The sequence below is a fragment of the Aphanothece sacrum FPU1 genome, assembly GCF_003864295.1.
Classification (GTDB): Bacteria; Cyanobacteriota; Cyanobacteriia; order Cyanobacteriales; family Microcystaceae; genus Aphanothece_B; species Aphanothece_B sacrum.
This window is the reverse complement of record NZ_BDQK01000013.1, coordinates 81,116-97,490: the sequence shown is the minus strand read 5'-3', so window position 1 is coordinate 97,490 and position 16,375 is coordinate 81,116. Positions and strand designations below refer to the sequence as shown.

The following is a 16,375-nucleotide window of genomic DNA, read 5'->3' as shown; positions in this document are numbered from 1 at the left end:
TTAACTTGGTGGCTCATAAGTAAGGGTCAACAACCGTTGACCCCTACCGAATTTATGTTATAATTAGGGGTGATTAGGGTTCGACCCAACGGTCATCAGCTTTAATTAATTCAATTAATTGTTGAACCCCTTGATCTTCCGGGACTTTTTTAATTTCTTCCCGGCCCCGATACAAAGAAATATAACCCGCTTGTTTACCGACATAACCATAGTCAGCGTCGGCCATTTCCCCTGGCCCATTTACAATACATCCCATGACAGCAATATCTAACCCTGTCAGATGTTTTGTTGCTTCTCGTACCTTATGTAATACTTCTTCTAAATTAAATAAAGTGCGACCACAAGAGGGACAAGCCACATATTCTACCATGGTTTTGCGTAATCCCAAAGCCTGAAGAATACTATAACAGACTGGAATTTCTTTTTCCGGGGCCTCAGTTAAAGAGACTCGGATAGTATCTCCAATACCGTCAGCTAGGAGGGTTCCTATGCCTGCGGTAGACTTAATGCGTCCATATTCGCCGTCTCCTGCTTCTGTGACCCCTAAATGTAAGGGATAGTCCATGTCTAACTCATCCATCCGTTTAACCATCAGACGATAAGCCGCTAACATGACTGGAACACGAGAAGCTTTGAGAGAGATGACAATATTGCGAAAGTCTAGGGACTCACAAATACGAATGAATTCTAAAGCCGATTCTACCATACCTTCAGGAGTATCACCATAGGTAAATAACATCCTTTCAGCTAAAGAACCATGATTAACCCCTATTCTCATAGCTTTTCCTTGATCTCGCAAAGAAATAACCAATGGTTCTAAGGTTTCCCGTATTTTTTCTCCAATTTCCTCAAATTCACTTTGAGTATATTCAGAACGGGTAGCACTAGGTTTCTCAAAAACGTATAATCCTGGGTTAATACGAACTTTATCGACGTGCTTAGCCACTTCTAGGGCGATTTTCAGACCATTATGATGAACATCTGCTACGAGGGGGACAGGTTGATAAACTTGGGCTAATTTTTCCTTAATTGTAGCTAAAGCTTTAGCATGGGCCATACTAGGAACCGTTACCCGTACAATTTCGCAGCCAATTTCGTGTAACCGACGAATTCCGGCGACAGACCCTTCAATATCTAAAGTATCCTCATTAATCATTGATTGTACAACAACAGGATAACCGCCGCCAATGGTAATATTTCCTACTTTAACAGGACGAGTTTTACGACGATGAATGGTTGTATCAAATTCAGGTTTGGGGGAGGTTTTAGGGGTTTCTAGGGTTTGCATAATGAGTTAATTAGGATGATCAGCAGGGGGTCAACTCTGTGTAGGGGTCAACCACGCCGCAAGATGCGGCGTGGTTGACCCCTACTGCTATATATATAACTATATCTTTATCTGTTAATTTTAATTTCTATGAGACTGCCAAAATTTATAAATTTTTTCTCTCATCCTAAACCGTTAATTAAACGTTTTAAACCATTTTCCTCGCGTCAATCTAATAATTTACACCATCCAGCATCTAGTGATTTATATCATTGGTTATTAGTTATTTCTTGGAGTCATTTTTTACTATTAATTAGTTTATTTTACGGATTAATTAACTTAATTTTTGCTTTAGCTTATTTAACTACAGGCAATGGCATTGCTAATGCTCAACCTGGATCATTCAAAGATGTTTTTTTCTTTAGTATTCAAACTCTTTCTACGGTAGGTTATGGGGCGATGTATCCTCAAAGCTTCTATGCCCAAATTTTAGTTACTTTAGAGGTCTTAATTGGGTTATTATTATTAGCTATATTAACCGGGTTAATGTTTGCGAGATTTTCTCGACCTACAGCGCGAGTTATCTTTAGTAAAGTTGCAGTAATTTGTTCTTTTAATGGTGTTCCTACTTTGATATTTCGTACTGCAAATCAACGAGAAAATCAAATTTTAGAAGCACAAGTTAGGGTTAGTTTTATTCGCAATGAAATTACTACAGAAGGTCATCATTTACGTCGTTTTTATGATCTTAATTTACTGCGATCACAAACTCCTATGTTTGGTTTGAGTTGGTCGGTGATGCACCCTATTGATGAAAATAGTCCTCTTTACGGTGCATCAATTGATGATTTAGAGGCAGTTGATGGAGAAATTTGGGTAACATTAACGGGTTTAGATGAAACATTTTCTCAGACTATTCATGCCCGTTATACTTATTATTGGTCTAATATTGTTTGGAATTATAAATTTGTGGATATTTTTACGCGATCGCCGAATGGTCAAGTCTATATTGATCTTAAAAATTTTCATAATATTGTTCCTTTTGAAAGCAATAAATAATTTTTAAAAACAGATATAAGGTTTTTAAAAACCCATGCAAGGTCTTAAACTCAGAATAAAATAGCTTTAAAGTATAATCAAAGGCGGTATCACCTCAGATTATATTTTTGTAACGATTATCTTATGACTATTAACATAACTGTACAAGATCAAGGCGATCGCTTAGATCGTTGGTTATCAGACAATTTAGCTGATCTGTCCCGTTCCCATCTGCAAAAACTAATTGAACAGGGAAATATTACCCTAAACAATGAAATTTGTACAAACAAAAAAATTAAAGTCAAATTAGGAGATAATTTACAAATTTTTATTCCAGTTCCACAACAATTAGAATTAGAACCAGAAGCGATTACCCTTGATATTTTATATGAAGATGACTCCCTAATTATTATTAATAAACCTGCGGGTTTAGTGGTACATCCTGCCCCTGGTCATGAAACGGGAACCTTAGTTCATGGATTACTATATCACTGTTCTAATTTAGCAGGAATTGGGGGGGTAAAACGTCCTGGAATTGTTCACCGTTTAGATAAAGATACTACGGGTGCGATAGTAGTAGCAAAAACAGATTTTGCTCATCAACATTTACAAGCACAACTAAAAAGTAAAACTGCCCGACGAGAGTATTTAGGTGTGGTTTATGGGGTTCCCACAAATAAACTCGAAGAGGCAGAAAATATAGCCCAAGGAACCATTAATTTACCCATTGGTCGTAATCCAACTGATCGAAAAAAAATGGCAGTCGTTCCCTTAGAAAAAGGAGGTAGAGAAGCGATGACTCATTGGCAAGTATTAGAAAGATTAGGGAATTATAGTTTAATGGAGTTTCGCTTAGAAACCGGACGAACTCATCAAATAAGGGTACATAGTGGTTATATAGGTCATCCTATTGTGGGTGATCCTTTGTATAGTTCCAATCATTCAATAGGAGTTAATTTATCGGGACAAGCATTACACGCTTATCAGCTAATATTAGAACATCCAGTAACAGGAGAAATTATCCAAGCGATCGCTCCGTTACCCAGTGAATTGACCAAACTTTTAACAATTTTACGACAAAAAAATCAACTCAATAACCGCCAAATATAAATTAGGGAAAGCCACAGATCCACAGAGTAACTAAGTCTATTTGACTTAATCATCCTGCGTATCCGCAACTTTCCCTAGCCATTATTCTCTCGATAAACGCTATTTAATTAGCGACGGGGAACAGAGGCTGCGATATTGATATTAGCAGTAGAAACCCGGCCACCAGGATTTCCTTTGGCACTCGAAAGACTTTGGGCCATATTTAAGAATAGAGAAGGATCTCCAGCTTTGGCTTTTTTGTCTTGAGGAACAAAGCGACGAATTTCGTTTTGCCAAACAATTTGGGGGAAGCCCAAAATGCTGCGATGGTAGGCATCGTAACGAGGAGATTGGATGTTAAAGGGAGTTTCTCCTTGTTCGCGTCCAGGTAAGTTACGACGGCGTTGGAAAGGAAGGGTATCATAACCGAAGTTTTCTAGATACTCATCGCTATTGAGTAAAGCATCAATGAAGCCACCATAGCCTTTAGTAGCGACTACAATAGACCAAGCGATTTTTTCCCGTTCGCTATAAACATCCCGTCCTAAAACTCGTTGAACACACTGTTCAACAAAACGATAGTTGTTGTTTTTCTCATAGAAACTGTTGATAAATGTCTTAGAGACTAACAACCCACGAACAAAGTCTCGTACAGTGATTTGTCCGTTGCGTAATTGTGATTCTAGAAAGGGTTCGCGATCCCATTTAAACGCATGAAAGAAAATTTGACGATAAGCCGCTTCGATCAGATTTCCCATCTCTGCTGGAGAGAGTAGGTTCTCTGTCGTAAAAACTGTCGGCTGCTCGTCTCCTGGAACCAAGTATCCTTCTACTCGCGCATTTTGAGATTTAGGCGCGTAACTTAAAAGAGGAATAGCCAAGTTTGAACCTCCGTTATTTTACAAAGTCTTTAAAACTGTAATCCTAATCATAAGGGAGTAGGGGACGCTAAGCAGCGTAATATTAACAATTATTACAATTGATCTTTGTTGTTTGTCGGGATCAACGGCCGTTGACTCCTACATCATCCCCATCTGTAGTCGGATTTTGAAGAATTAGTCTACCATCCCGTAATGGAACTACAAGGATTTTGTAAAGGGATAATATTAGTTAATTTGTCTAACTCTTTGGGTTCTGGGGTTTGACGCATCTCGGCACAAAATGTGGCGGTATTAAAACCTCCAAAACGCTGTACTGTACTCGTTCTTAACCTTAAATCAGGATTGACAAACCAAAAACGTTCAATGGTACTCATGGTGTCATATTCAGTTATCAGTACTAAAGCATCATCTTGATCAAGGTGATAACGACCGGCAATAGGAACGATTTCTGCGTATCCTCTTTCCCTTAATAGCATTCCTTGACGGGGGTTATCTGCATCAGGAATAAGGGCAAAAATGGTATTTCCTTGATGATTTTCGTCGTCTTTATCCCAAGCCATTGATCCATCCCAACTAACAAATGCACCACCGATAGCTAGACTTGGATCAAATTCATGAAGTTGACAGATTTCGCTAATTTTCGGATGATCTGTCCCTAATGCTTCCACAAATATCTCAGAATTGCCGATCTCAGCCCGTCTAAAGGCTAGATGGTGGGTGGTTCGTTGCGATCGCCACTGCCCTGAACTTCTTTGGAAAAATTCCATGGCATCCACAATATAGGTACTCCTTGTCTGAATAACTTAATGTCTTAATCTTATCTCAAATGTCGGTTGACCCCTACTTAAACTTTTTGAGTAGTGCTAAGCTAAGACGCATTTAAACTAGACCTCTTGGAAAAGTTTTTTATGGTATAATCAAAAGACATCGACCGAACTTAACCTCAAACCCTTGTAGCATCGGGGTCAAATCTGGGATTTTGGAGATGTCTAAACGCTGTACTTGGGTTTTAGCCGTCTAAGGTAATAGAACTCAGGTGTATAGTTTGATTTCGTGGGAAGTTATTCTAAACTCCAGTTAATCAAGTTGCTTGAGGAGAGATGATATTAATTGAGGGTCAATTTCTAAGAATTCTGCCCGTTTAAACTCAGATTTCAGGTGGTAGGGAACAGTACAATCAAAAATTGTCTTACAAGAAACCCCTTCTTGAGTAATAGAGGGACTAAAGTTAGGTGTTTGGGAAGGATCTAGGGGATGACAGCGAACTCCGGGAATGAATACGGTACTAACATCGCCTTGATAGCGAGTGGTCATAGCCCACATCACATCATTGGTATCGAAAATATCCACATCTTCATCTACCAAAATAACGTGCTTGAGTTCGGGAAAAGCAGCAAATGCTGTTAAGGCTGCTTGACGTTGGCGACCTTCATCCTTCGCAGAAGACTTTTTAAACTGGAGAATGGCGACATATTTCCCCCCTCCAGCCGAATGAGCATAGACATTGAGAAGTCTCCCAGGCATACTTTGTTCAACCAGACGTAAAATACTGGCTTCTGTGGGAATTCCTGCTAAATTGGTATGTTCTTCTCCCGGACCAATAATAGTTTGTAGAATAGGGTTACGACGATGGGTAACTGCTTTGATCTTTATTATGGGCAGTTGTGCTTGTGCTTTCCCAAGATAACCAGGGAACTCTGGCATCGCATAGCCTGTTTGGGAATGAATATCTTCTTGAATGCGTTCATTTGGCAGAATTTCCCCTTCAATGACAATTTCTGCTCTGGCGATCGCTTTGGCTTTGACGGAAACACAATCTACTAATTCTACTGCCTGTTTTCGTAATCCTCCAGCAATCTCCAATTCATCAAAACCGAGGGGGGTTGTTGGGGGTTCAAAACAAGCACCTAAGTAAATCGCTGGATCTAAGCCCATACTAATAGAGACAGGTAGAGGACGACCATTACCTTCTGCTTTGATGCGAAACTGGTCAATATGACGACCTGGAACAAAATAAACGGAAAGTAAATCAGGCCCTTGGACACACAGACGATGAATAGTAACATCTGCTTCTCCTGTTTCTGGATCTTCTGCTCGTAATAATCCTAAATTGAAATAGGGACCGGCATCTAACCTGGTGTTAGTCGGTGCAGGCAGTAAGGTGCGAATATCTAAGGGAGTATGGTGTACGACTTCCTGACAAGAGGCCTGTTGGCTGGGAACGGTTATTGGTTTAATCCTATGATTTAGAGCATCAAGGAGTTTAAAAGAGAGTTGTTCAACGGTTGTATCCAATAGTAATGCAGTGCGTTGGCGACTGGCTAACATCCCGACCAAAACCCGCAGATCGTAGCCTTTGACATTGTTAAACATCATCGCAGGTCCGGTACGAGTAGGGGGAATAACGGGAGTTCCAGCACCGATATAACGGTAAATTCCGGCAATTTCGGCTTGGGCATCGACAAGATGATCGGTGACCAGTAGTTGACCTGGACTCTCTTCGAGCAAGGCTAGTGCACTGCGTAAATCGTTAATTTTTGTGGTCGTTAAAGACTTGGTCCGATTGAGTTTTACCATAAGTAGCAGAAGGGCTGTGGAAGCCAGCAAGTTTAATCAATTTAAGATATATAGCGTTTCTTGGACTCATGAGGTACACCTTAATTTATTCGGGCCTTCCGGCGTTCCCAAAAACTAGAAAACTCTGTACTTCACGAGTATGAGAATTGCTATAACAATTAGGACTGAAGTTTAGACTAATTACCCCTAATCATACCGTACAGTTTAGTCGAAGGTCATAATTCCTAACCCAGTTGCGGATCGTGCTGCATGGGTTAATTCCTCTGGTTGTCTGTGAATATAAATGTTGTTAGTTCTTGCTTTGCTTACAGAGTCTTAAATCAATTGAGGTGCAAGATCTGAGTTCATTAAGCTAGGCAAAACTTGTGGTTTAGAGATTTCTGGCACGCTGAAATAGTCTAGAAGTTCACTAAATTCAGCATTTAGCCATTTGAGATAAGTGATAGCTTGTTCCTTATTGTCATTAGGGACTAGAAAATCTTCGATTGAATAATCTCCATAATAGCCATTTTGACTGAGTAAGAAAATCAACTCTCCCCAATTTACCATTCCTTTGATAGCTGGAGACCAATCCCATTCCCAACCTTGATGAGTAGGTTGCCATCGAACATTTTTGACATGAACATTATCAAGGTGAGAGCTAATTAACTGAAGGCCAAATTCCCAGTCTTCTTTTCCCTCTACTATCATATTAGCTGGATCAAAGGTAATGCCTATACAATTTGGATTTAGATCTTGAGTTAGGAAATAGGCACTGCTAAAGCTACTCATCACTGTTCCCCAGTGAAGTTCAAGGAGAATTTTGACCCCTGCTTTATAGGCTTTTAATTCAAGAATTCTCAAAGTTTCCTGGACACTTTTTATTAAAATATCCGGAGTTTTTTTCGCGTCATACGAAGGAATAATTTCTTTTGTTTTTGCTAATTTAGCCACACTAGCTTGACAACTACGAGGTAACACTAAACGAACTTTAGGTATCTGCGATTTCTGACAAATATTCAGTAAACGATCTACTTTTTCTTCCTCATTAATGGGAATATAAGTATTAAGTATAGGAATCTCTAATCCTACTTTTTCCATTTGCCGTTTGCTAAATTTTCCTCGATTTTCAAGTTGCTTAAAACTTTTATGATAATCATCACTGACACGCAATTCAATTCCAGAGTAACCTGATGCAAGAACAATATCAATAACATCGGGAAACGTAAATCGACTAAGGATTGAGGTACAAACATTGAGACGAGGAGCCATGACAAATTTCCTAATGTGTGTGAGAAGTGAGTTAAATAAAAACGCTTATAATTTGAATCAAATTACTTAACCCACATTCCGCACTTCTCAATTTATTTTTTTATTTTTTAAGTATTTAAGTAAAATTAATTGCACAGCCAGGGAGGGTTTTGATATAGCGGTAATGGTTTAATGACAAAAGTTTTGGCAAAACCAGCTCCTACAAATTCTATGTAATTAATTTTGTTTACTTGCTTAACACGACCAAAAGCCTTTTTACGCAAAACCTTCATTTACTGGAGTTTAGACTAACTTCCCACGAAATCAAACTATACAGTCTAGTCTAATAAGGGGTGAGTAGAATTAGTTCCAAAACTACACGGCGATCGCTATTTCACAACAACAAACTTTGTATAGATTTATTAAGCAAAGATTACACTGGACAATGCCGGCATTTAGTACCCCTCACCAATGTGAAAGATGGAGTGATTTAATGCCGTTAATTTATGCTCTTTTGGTACCCAAAACAATGTTGGGCAATTTTGTCGTAGTCTAAACTCCAGTCATGAATCTCTGACAAAATAGATTTTTTTGGTAGAAAATCTTAAATCCAACCCGCAAGACGCAAAATGTTTCTAACATTGGGTCAGTTATCACTGTTTACTTTTATTGAGATCGAAGAAGGAAAGCAACAATGATTAATCTCTGTAAGTCATTATTAATTATTAGTTTAGGAACAACTCTATATCTGGTTAATAGCTTATCTTCAGCCGTTTATGGGCAGGCCGTTCGCAAAAATGTCACTACTCTCACCTCTGAGGAAATTGCTCGCTTTGTCAACGCACTTGATACAATAAAAACCACGACCCGTCCAGGCAGCACTATTCCTATCTATGATGAGTTTGTTGCCTTGCATGATGGGGTCTTTTCCTTTATTTTCGAGCCTTCTGTCGGGTTTAATATTACTCACGGAGTTCCCGCTTTTGCTCCTTGGCATCGAGAATATTTAATCCGATTTGAAAATGCCTTACAATCAGTTGATCCTAGTGTGACTATTCCTTATTGGGATTGGACAGATCCCAAGGACTTGGATGTTATTTTAAGTGATAATTTTTTGGGCAACCGAGGGACGGGAGAAACCATTACCGTTGATGGGGTTGAGTATACAGGGGGAACAGTAACATCAGGTGTTGTCGCTAACTGGGTTTTAGATCCTCGTATTAATATTGAACCCATTGGGTTAACATCTTTGGGAACAGATTTAAAACGGTTTGTGGAAATCCCCCCTTTTGATCGTTATCCTGTTACTCAAAAAGAAATCAATGATCTGTTATCAATTGATAATTATCTCGATTTTCGGGGAGTTTTGGAAGGAGAGATGACAATTGACGAGAATGGGCAAGTGGTAAAAGGAGTTTGGCGGTTACATAATTATCTACATGGGGTAATTGGGGGAGGTCTAGTCAGAGACCTTAATGCTGAACCCATACCGCCTAATCAAACAAAAATCTTGGGAACGATGAACAGTATTCTCAGTTCTCCCTATGATCCCATCTTCTGGCTACATCATGCTAATGTGGATCGTCTTTGGGCCTCTTGGCAAGTAGAACATCCAGGGGCAGCTTTCTATCCAGCATCGGGACAGGGGATACAACAAAATCTCGATGACCCCATGTGGCCTTGGGATGGCGGTCAATTAACCCCTTCTAGCTTCGGCCCTTTTGCCGATTTATTACCTTTGTATCCTACGGTTCCTAACGATGACATTGTCACCCCTAGGGATGTTCTTGAAGCACCTGGGAGAGAATATGTTTATGATCAACTCGCTAGCGTTGTCTCAGTCCCTGAACCAACAATGACGTTTGGTTTGTTGGGTTTCGCTGCTTTGGGAATTCGTACTAAGTTACAACGTCAGGCAACAATGTCTAAAAGGAGTAAATCTTAATTCATTATCGCCAGCAGCTAGTTTTGGTCATTTACATACCTGACTATCATTTCAATAAGAGATGGCTTTTTTTCCTTCTGTTTTTATCTCTCATGGTGCACCTGATTTACCCTTATATGAGACTCCAGCGCGGGAATTTCTCAGGGGTTTAGGCCTAAAATTAGGCAAACCCCAGGGTATTTTAGTGATTTCTGCCCATTGGACGACTCGTACTCCAACGATTAGTCTAGATCCAAAACCGAAAACAATCTATGATTTTTTAGGATTTCCTAGTAAAATATATGATTTATCCTATCCTGCCCCTGGTGCTACTGATTTAGCTCATCAAGTCTCTAAATTACTGCTCCAGTCCAATATTAAAAATCACCTCACTCCTGAGTACGGGCTAGATCATGGGGCATGGAATCCGTTACTGTTGATGTATCCTGATGCCGATATTCCCGTAACACAACTATCGATTCAACCCGATGAACCGCCGATTCATCATTGGACAATGGGACAGGCCTTAACTGAGTTAGGTAAGCAAGGGATCTTAGTGTTGGGCAGTGGGGCAGCCAGTCATAATTTGTGGGAATTTGGTAGATATTCCCTTAATTGCCCTCCCCCTGATTGGGTTCAAGAATTCGACCAATGGCTTATGGCAACTATTGAAGCAAGGGATTGGCAAACCCTCTTAAATTACAAAAATACCGCCCCCTACGCCCAAAAAAATCATCCTACACCGGAACACTTTCTCCCTCTGTTTGTCGCCTTGGGAACTGCTGGTGTGAGAGCACAGGGGACTTTGCTTCATTCGAGTTATACCTATGGAGTGTTAAGTATGTCGGCTTTTCAATTTAGCACAGGTTTATAATTTCAGTAGACCTCTTGCGAAAGTGCGATCGCCGATTAGACTAGACTGTATAGTTTGATTTGGAGGTAAGTTAGTCTAAACTCCACCAACCATCACCCCATCACCCCATTACCCCATTACCCCATCATGCGTAACAGCTTATATATGTAACGCGCTCACGAGTTAAACTAGAATTTTAAACTGATACAATCCCTTATAACAATGACTTTACCCCTCACTTGGACACAATTAGAAGCACTAACAAATTTTCAAACAGATCCCATTAACGGTTTGACCAACGCGCAATCTATTTTACGTCTTTTTAATCATCACGAATCTGAGGTTCGCGTTACCCTCTATCGTGATAACCATGCTTGGTGTCCTTATTGTCAAAAAGTTTGGCTGTGGTTAGAAGAAAAACAAATCCCTTACCGCATCAAAAAAGTTACCATGTTCTGTTATGGACAAAAAGAGAGTTGGTATAAGAGCATTGTCCCATCGGGAATGCTTCCTGCTCTGGGGTTAGACGGACAAATTATAACTGAAAGTGATGACATTTTAATCGCCTTAGAACAGGTTTTTGGCCCCTTAAATCAAAGTTTGATTGCTCCAGAAGTGATGCCACTAAGACAATTAGAAAGACTTCTATTTAGAGCTTGGTGTAATTGGCTTTGTTATCCGAATCGTTCCTCTCAACAAGAGCAGAACAACCGTCAAAAATTCATCAAAGTCGTAGAAATGGTAGAAGATGCCTTAAGTCGTACTGATGGCCCTTACTTCTTAGAAAAATTCGGCTCAGTTGATGTGATTTTTACCCCTTATGTTGAACGGATGAATGCTAGTCTTTACTACTACAAAGGCTACTCTCTACGGGAACAAAATCCTCATTTAGGGGCTTGGTTTCAGGCAATGGAAAGCCGTCCAACTTATCGGGGGACTCAAAGTGACTTTCACACCCATGTTCATGATTTGCCACCTCAAATGGGAGGTTGTTATGAAAACGGGGAACCTCAGATGCTTATTAACAAAGCACGGGTAGATAATGGCCCTTGGTTGGGACTACCCGATGTAACTTACCCTGAACCGGAAACTTCCCGCGCTGAAGCTCTCCAAAGGGTACTGAAACACCGCAATAATCTGATTCGGGTTAATCCTATGGATGATGCCTTGTTTGATGAAACTCTCCGTTGTGCCTTAACTTATATGATGACACAGCAAATTTGTCTTCCACCAGCAGGAACTGATATCGCTCTAAGATATTTACGAGACAGGATTAATGTACCCAGAGATATGTCGATTTACGCAGCTAAACGGTTGAGAGAAGCTTTAGAAACAACCGCCGCTCAGGTTGGCGATCGCCAGGGGACTCCTATCCTTCTCAACCATCGGCGTGATCAAGATCCTGTCAATTTTAGCTTTCCTTCTTAATCAATAAAGAAAAACAACTTCAATAATTTTAAGCTTGAAAGTATTTTTTAAGTCCTGGATTAGCAGGCTTTTTTTTGAATATTTTCCATAGACGGGGTAAAAGAATCACCTTGTACATCATCTTGAAAATTTCTGTCAAGAGTATTGCAATAAAAATTGATAAATCGTTTATATTTCGTTACACTATCAAGGAAGACCTCACACACAGTAACTATGATTATCATTCCTGAACCTCTAAAATCTCAATCTCGCGTCTTCGACTTGAAGAAGCGTCTCGACTGGGGGGAACCAGCGTTCACCCTGATTGATGTGCGTTCTAGAGAAGCTTTCAACAGCAGCCACATAACGGGAGCAGTCTCTTTAGTCCTAGCTGAACTGGTTGAACGAGCCTTATTTAATCTCGAATTAGTACGGGACATATATGTCTACGGTTCTAACGATGAAGAAACCGCTACGGCAGTAGACTTGTTGATAAAAGCTGGCTATCAAAACGTTGCAGTATTATTGGGGGGTTTGGCGGCTTGGAAAGGGGCAGGTTTTCCGATTGAAGGAAACTCTACCGTTGTTGCTTAGCTAATGAGCGTGTAATGTTGGAATACCCCGCTATACCGACATCGCGGTTAGCGGGTAGTATTTTAACCGTTCAACTCTTGGGTTAAGATTTCGGGTTGACACTGTTTAATATGAACAGTGATCCCCTCAGCTGCTTCTGCTTGTAAGTCTTCTATATAGCCCACTTTGTTCATTTGAGCTTCTTCGGGACTCTCAAAAGGGCCAAAATAATATAAACAGCGCGGTTGACTCGTAACAATTTCTACCCACCAAGGGAAATCTTGCTGTTTGTCAAGCGGGCCTGCTTCAATGGCACTTAGGGAGGTAATTTTCATAATTTTGCCCTCTAAACGGATAATCCGTTGCATTTCTTCGTTCATGCGTTCGTAGGGGACTTTCAGGTAAAATTTGCCCTGACGTTGCATTAAACCGTTCATTTGGTTGAGGCCGGCTATCTGAGGTGGGATGACCACTTCGTACAGGAAGACACGGCTATTCGCGTCGTTATTGGTCGCCATGTTAGTTTGGGTGACTGGGTACATTTGGGTCAATAAGATCCCTATCTGATTGGTTTAAACTGAAATTGAATGAGCGTTTGTTAAAAAGGGAATACACCGCTTTGCGGAAGGTAAAAAGCAAAAGGCAAAAGGTAAAAGTATGATACAACAAGGTTTGCTGCTTTTACTAATGTCCTAACCTATGCTTTGACTGCTATAGCTGATTAACTTCAGCAATTTCCCTTAGCCTATCATGGGTTGTTATTTTTCTCTAGAGATAAATCTCTAGTCGAATCTGATCATGATTAACCAGATTTGTATATTTTACTGGTTATTGAGGGGAGAAATCATATCTAAACTCATAATCTGAATTTTGACGATAGATTACACCATTTATATTCATTTTATGACCTTTGACTCATTAGACAAAACGGTGATTCTTGATGATCTATCTTTAAATTATTTACCAGATCACGGGGATCACCCTAAAGAAAGGAATCTTGAGATTTTTGAATAAAGTTCTTGAGACGATAAAAAGATTCTTTGGGAGTTAAGTCTTTATTTAATAGTCCTCCGTGGGGCCAAAAATTTCCTATATCAGCTAAGTCCCACCAACTAATTGCTTTAATATAAGGTTTACTATAACAAAGGGTATAAAATTGTTCAATCCAGTCTGCTTGTACGGTTTCATTCCAAGGTTCATGCCATAATCCTCTGGTTTCTTTTAGATAAGAATCTTGATCAATTTTTGAAGCCGAAGAAACTCCTAATTCTGTAATGTGAATGGTTTTACCTAATTGACTATATTTTTCTAATAATCGATTAATTTCTAACATATCTTGATCGGGATAATATAATTGTAAGCCAATAATTTCAAAGGGAATCTCAGCCGCAATACATGATTTTAAATATTGATAAGGTGTTTGTTGGGGTGGTTTAGCATAAGATACATTTTCTCCCCATAAACAGCAATTATTAATAATTCTATTTACTTGGGGATTGCCTATTCGTGAAGCTTGAGATGCTACTTTTGTTAAATCTAATAATTGCTCAAATGAATAATTTAATCGATTGGCCCAACTAATGCCATGAGCTTCATTAATGATATCATAATAAGGAATCTGATCCCCATAATACTTAGTAATCTCAATCACTCGCTCATAACTTAATTGACGAATTTCAGCAAAGGATTTATTCTCAGCCCAAACAGGAATTCCTGCTTCATGAAACCAGACTAGAGGATGACCTTTAACTGTAATTTTTACTTGATTTAACGGCTTAACAATTTGCTCAATCTCAGCGAAATTTTTCTGATTTTGTTGAGCCTCAAAGGTACTCCAATAAAAAGGAACTGTGGCAAGATTAAATAATTCTTTAAACCGACGAATATATTCTTCTCCTCCCTTCAAATAATTAAAACTATTACCACCAAATAGAAAATTAGGACGCTTACTTTGTTTTTTTATTAATTGCTTTGCTTGAGCAAATACCGCTTCTTCTCCTGCCCACAAACTTTCTCTAAGACTATCGTTACACAATTTCACTTTTTCTGTAATATTTGAGATGTTTTGAGTATTTTTTAGATAAATTTGAGATTGCTCAAGTCTATTTATTATAGTTTTAGGAAAATCTATTCCTTGTTTTTTTCCTATTTCGATAAATTGACGAACTCGATAAATTCGAGAACTAGCGCAAGCTAAATTAATATCAAGAGGAAAATCTTTAGGAGTGTAACCTTTTCCTTGATTATCAGCATAAAGATAGACTTCTCCAAACCCCTCTACAGGCATTTTTATAGCGATTCCAAAGGGTATACTAGGAACTTGAGACAATAATTTTCCTACTTCTACTTGTCTAGGTGGTTCCGGTATGGGATCATCATCCATAGTCAAAAAATAAAGATGATCCAGTCGTTTAACATCTAATGGTTCACCATTAGGATGCCAAGCGCGAAGTTCCAGAAACGAGTTAGAAAAACTCATAGCTATAGAGTGATCCAGTAGAGTGGCTAAAGTCAACCCTCCGGTAAATTGCAAAAATTGACGACGATTATAATTAAACATATTAGGAAAGGTTGACAAAACATTACAGTGAAGATGCTTAGGAACCTGAGTTGGACATAAGGTCATTTGTGGAAAACTCCCCACAAGTGGGAGTCTGGCAACCCTTATTCTCTCGTTGAAAAATCATCACACCGAACTCAGGTTAGGAAACTTATCAGGTGGGTAATGCCCTATCACAAATATGATAGCCATTTAAAGTCCTGATTAATTTTAGATCTCTCTAATAAATTTTGATCTAGGTTTATAGAGATATGTATTAATTAAATGAGGGCTTTTTTCATGAATAAAACATTAATTGGTGCATTTACCCTAATGGCAAGTTTAGGTCTTGCCACTTCAGCACAGGCAGCGGCAATGTCTTTTACTTCTTCTCTGAGTGGCGATCAAATTGTTGCTTTAGACGGAACTCCCGACCCCAAAATCTCATTAGGAACTGGTGTTGCCACCCTTAGGTTAAATAAGGACATGACTAAATTATCCTATACGCTCACCCTTAATGGCTTGGGTTTGACCAGTGATGGGGGAACCGTTAGAAGCATTCATTTGCATACAGGATTTGCGAATCAAAGAACTCCATTTCATGTCCTTAATATTTTCGGTCCAGCAGATGATGCAGATGCTAAGTTTTCCAATCTTAGTGCTACTTCCGTGACCGTTAAGGGCATTTGGGATGATTCAGATTTTTGTAAGACTCCTGTAATGCCTGGAATGGGTGGCGTTCAAACTTGTGAAGAGAATAATGATACCACCAAGGAATTATCCGCTTATCTAACTAACTTAACCGCAGGTGGACTTTATTGGAACATTCATACCGAGACTGTTCGTTCTGGAGAAATTCGAGGACAAGTCAACCCCGTAAATGACAATACCCCAGTACCCGAACCCCTCACTATTCTTGGTGCAGGAACCGCCATTAGTTTTGGTGCTGCTTTCAAGCGGAAATTAGCTAAGAAAAAATAAGTAGGGTTTGCTGAAT

Annotated in this window: 14 protein-coding genes; 7 read left to right on the top strand and 7 right to left on the bottom strand. The window is 39.4% G+C overall.

Translation table 11 applies throughout. The features are described from left to right. Nucleotides 1-73 precede the first annotated feature (73 nt). Nucleotides 74-1,288 (bottom strand): (E)-4-hydroxy-3-methylbut-2-enyl-diphosphate synthase, encoded by a 1,215-nt coding sequence (gene ispG / locus AsFPU1_RS10995; protein ID WP_124970435.1) that lies wholly within the window; start codon nt 1,286-1,288, stop codon nt 74-76. 129 nt (nt 1,289-1,417) lie between these two features. On the opposite strand from ispG, the gene AsFPU1_RS10990 reads away from it, so the two are divergent. Both AsFPU1_RS10990 and AsFPU1_RS10985 read left to right on the top strand, forming a co-directional pair. Beyond that, on the top strand, nt 1,418-2,326 hold the full coding sequence (locus AsFPU1_RS10990; RefSeq protein ID WP_124970432.1) for an ion channel: 909 nt from the start codon (nt 1,418-1,420) through the stop codon (nt 2,324-2,326). 123 nt (nt 2,327-2,449) lie between these two features. Then, nucleotides 2,450-3,415, top strand: a complete 966-nt coding sequence (locus tag AsFPU1_RS10985) for an RluA family pseudouridine synthase (RefSeq protein WP_124970429.1) — start codon at nt 2,450-2,452, stop codon at nt 3,413-3,415. A gap of 107 nt (nt 3,416-3,522) precedes the next feature. On the opposite strand, the gene AsFPU1_RS10980 is transcribed toward AsFPU1_RS10985, so the two are convergent. The 4 genes from AsFPU1_RS10980 to AsFPU1_RS10965 all read right to left on the bottom strand — a co-directional run bounded on the left by AsFPU1_RS10980 (nt 3,523) and on the right by AsFPU1_RS10965 (nt 8,103). After that, a complete protein-coding gene (locus tag AsFPU1_RS10980) occupies nt 3,523-4,275 on the bottom strand; it encodes a phycobilisome rod-core linker polypeptide (RefSeq protein WP_124970426.1) in 753 nt (250 codons plus the stop codon). 179 nt (nt 4,276-4,454) lie between these two features. Continuing rightward, complete coding sequence (locus AsFPU1_RS10975) at nt 4,455-5,051, bottom strand: phycobiliprotein lyase (RefSeq protein ID WP_124970423.1); 597 nt, start codon at nt 5,049-5,051, stop codon at nt 4,455-4,457. A gap of 301 nt (nt 5,052-5,352) precedes the next feature. Then, complete coding sequence (locus tag AsFPU1_RS10970; RefSeq protein WP_124970420.1) at nt 5,353-6,852, bottom strand: UbiD family decarboxylase; 1,500 nt, start codon at nt 6,850-6,852, stop codon at nt 5,353-5,355. A 315-nt stretch (nt 6,853-7,167) separates the two neighbouring features. After that, on the bottom strand, nt 7,168-8,103 hold the full coding sequence (locus AsFPU1_RS10965; RefSeq protein ID WP_124970418.1) for a sugar phosphate isomerase/epimerase family protein: 936 nt from the start codon (nt 8,101-8,103) through the stop codon (nt 7,168-7,170). A gap of 673 nt (nt 8,104-8,776) precedes the next feature. On the opposite strand from AsFPU1_RS10965, the gene AsFPU1_RS10960 reads away from it, so the two are divergent. From AsFPU1_RS10960 to AsFPU1_RS10945, 4 genes are all read left to right on the top strand, one after another. After that, a complete protein-coding gene (locus AsFPU1_RS10960) occupies nt 8,777-10,027 on the top strand; it encodes a tyrosinase family protein (RefSeq protein ID WP_124970415.1) in 1,251 nt (416 codons plus the stop codon). Nucleotides 10,028-10,088: 61 nt separating this feature from the next. Next, nucleotides 10,089-10,880: a dioxygenase family protein gene (locus AsFPU1_RS10955; protein WP_124970412.1), complete on the top strand. Its 792-nt coding sequence runs from the start codon at nt 10,089-10,091 to the stop codon at nt 10,878-10,880. 201 nt (nt 10,881-11,081) lie between these two features. Beyond that, nucleotides 11,082-12,287 carry a glutathione S-transferase family protein gene (locus AsFPU1_RS10950; protein WP_124970409.1) on the top strand — a complete coding sequence of 402 codons (1,206 nt, stop codon included), beginning with the start codon at nt 11,082-11,084 and terminating at the stop codon, nt 12,285-12,287. A gap of 213 nt (nt 12,288-12,500) precedes the next feature. Further along, nucleotides 12,501-12,860 carry a rhodanese-like domain-containing protein gene (locus tag AsFPU1_RS10945; protein WP_124970405.1) on the top strand — a complete coding sequence of 120 codons (360 nt, stop codon included), beginning with the start codon at nt 12,501-12,503 and terminating at the stop codon, nt 12,858-12,860. Between the two features lie 62 nt (nt 12,861-12,922). Here AsFPU1_RS10945 and AsFPU1_RS10940 read toward each other — a convergent pair whose 3' ends face one another. Both AsFPU1_RS10940 and AsFPU1_RS10935 read right to left on the bottom strand, forming a co-directional pair. Further along, on the bottom strand, nt 12,923-13,357 hold the full coding sequence (locus AsFPU1_RS10940) for a DUF1816 domain-containing protein (protein ID WP_124970708.1): 435 nt from the start codon (nt 13,355-13,357) through the stop codon (nt 12,923-12,925). Nucleotides 13,358-13,821: 464 nt separating this feature from the next. Then, nucleotides 13,822-15,465, bottom strand: a complete 1,644-nt coding sequence (locus AsFPU1_RS10935) for an endo-1,4-beta-xylanase (RefSeq protein ID WP_227873335.1) — start codon at nt 15,463-15,465, stop codon at nt 13,822-13,824. A 213-nt stretch (nt 15,466-15,678) separates the two neighbouring features. Here AsFPU1_RS10935 and AsFPU1_RS10930 point away from each other — a divergent pair, with 213 nt between their 5' ends. Beyond that, nucleotides 15,679-16,359, top strand: coding sequence for a PEP-CTERM sorting domain-containing protein (locus AsFPU1_RS10930; protein WP_124970402.1), 681 nt, complete (start codon nt 15,679-15,681; stop codon nt 16,357-16,359). The last annotated feature ends 16 nt before the right edge of the window (nt 16,360-16,375 follow it).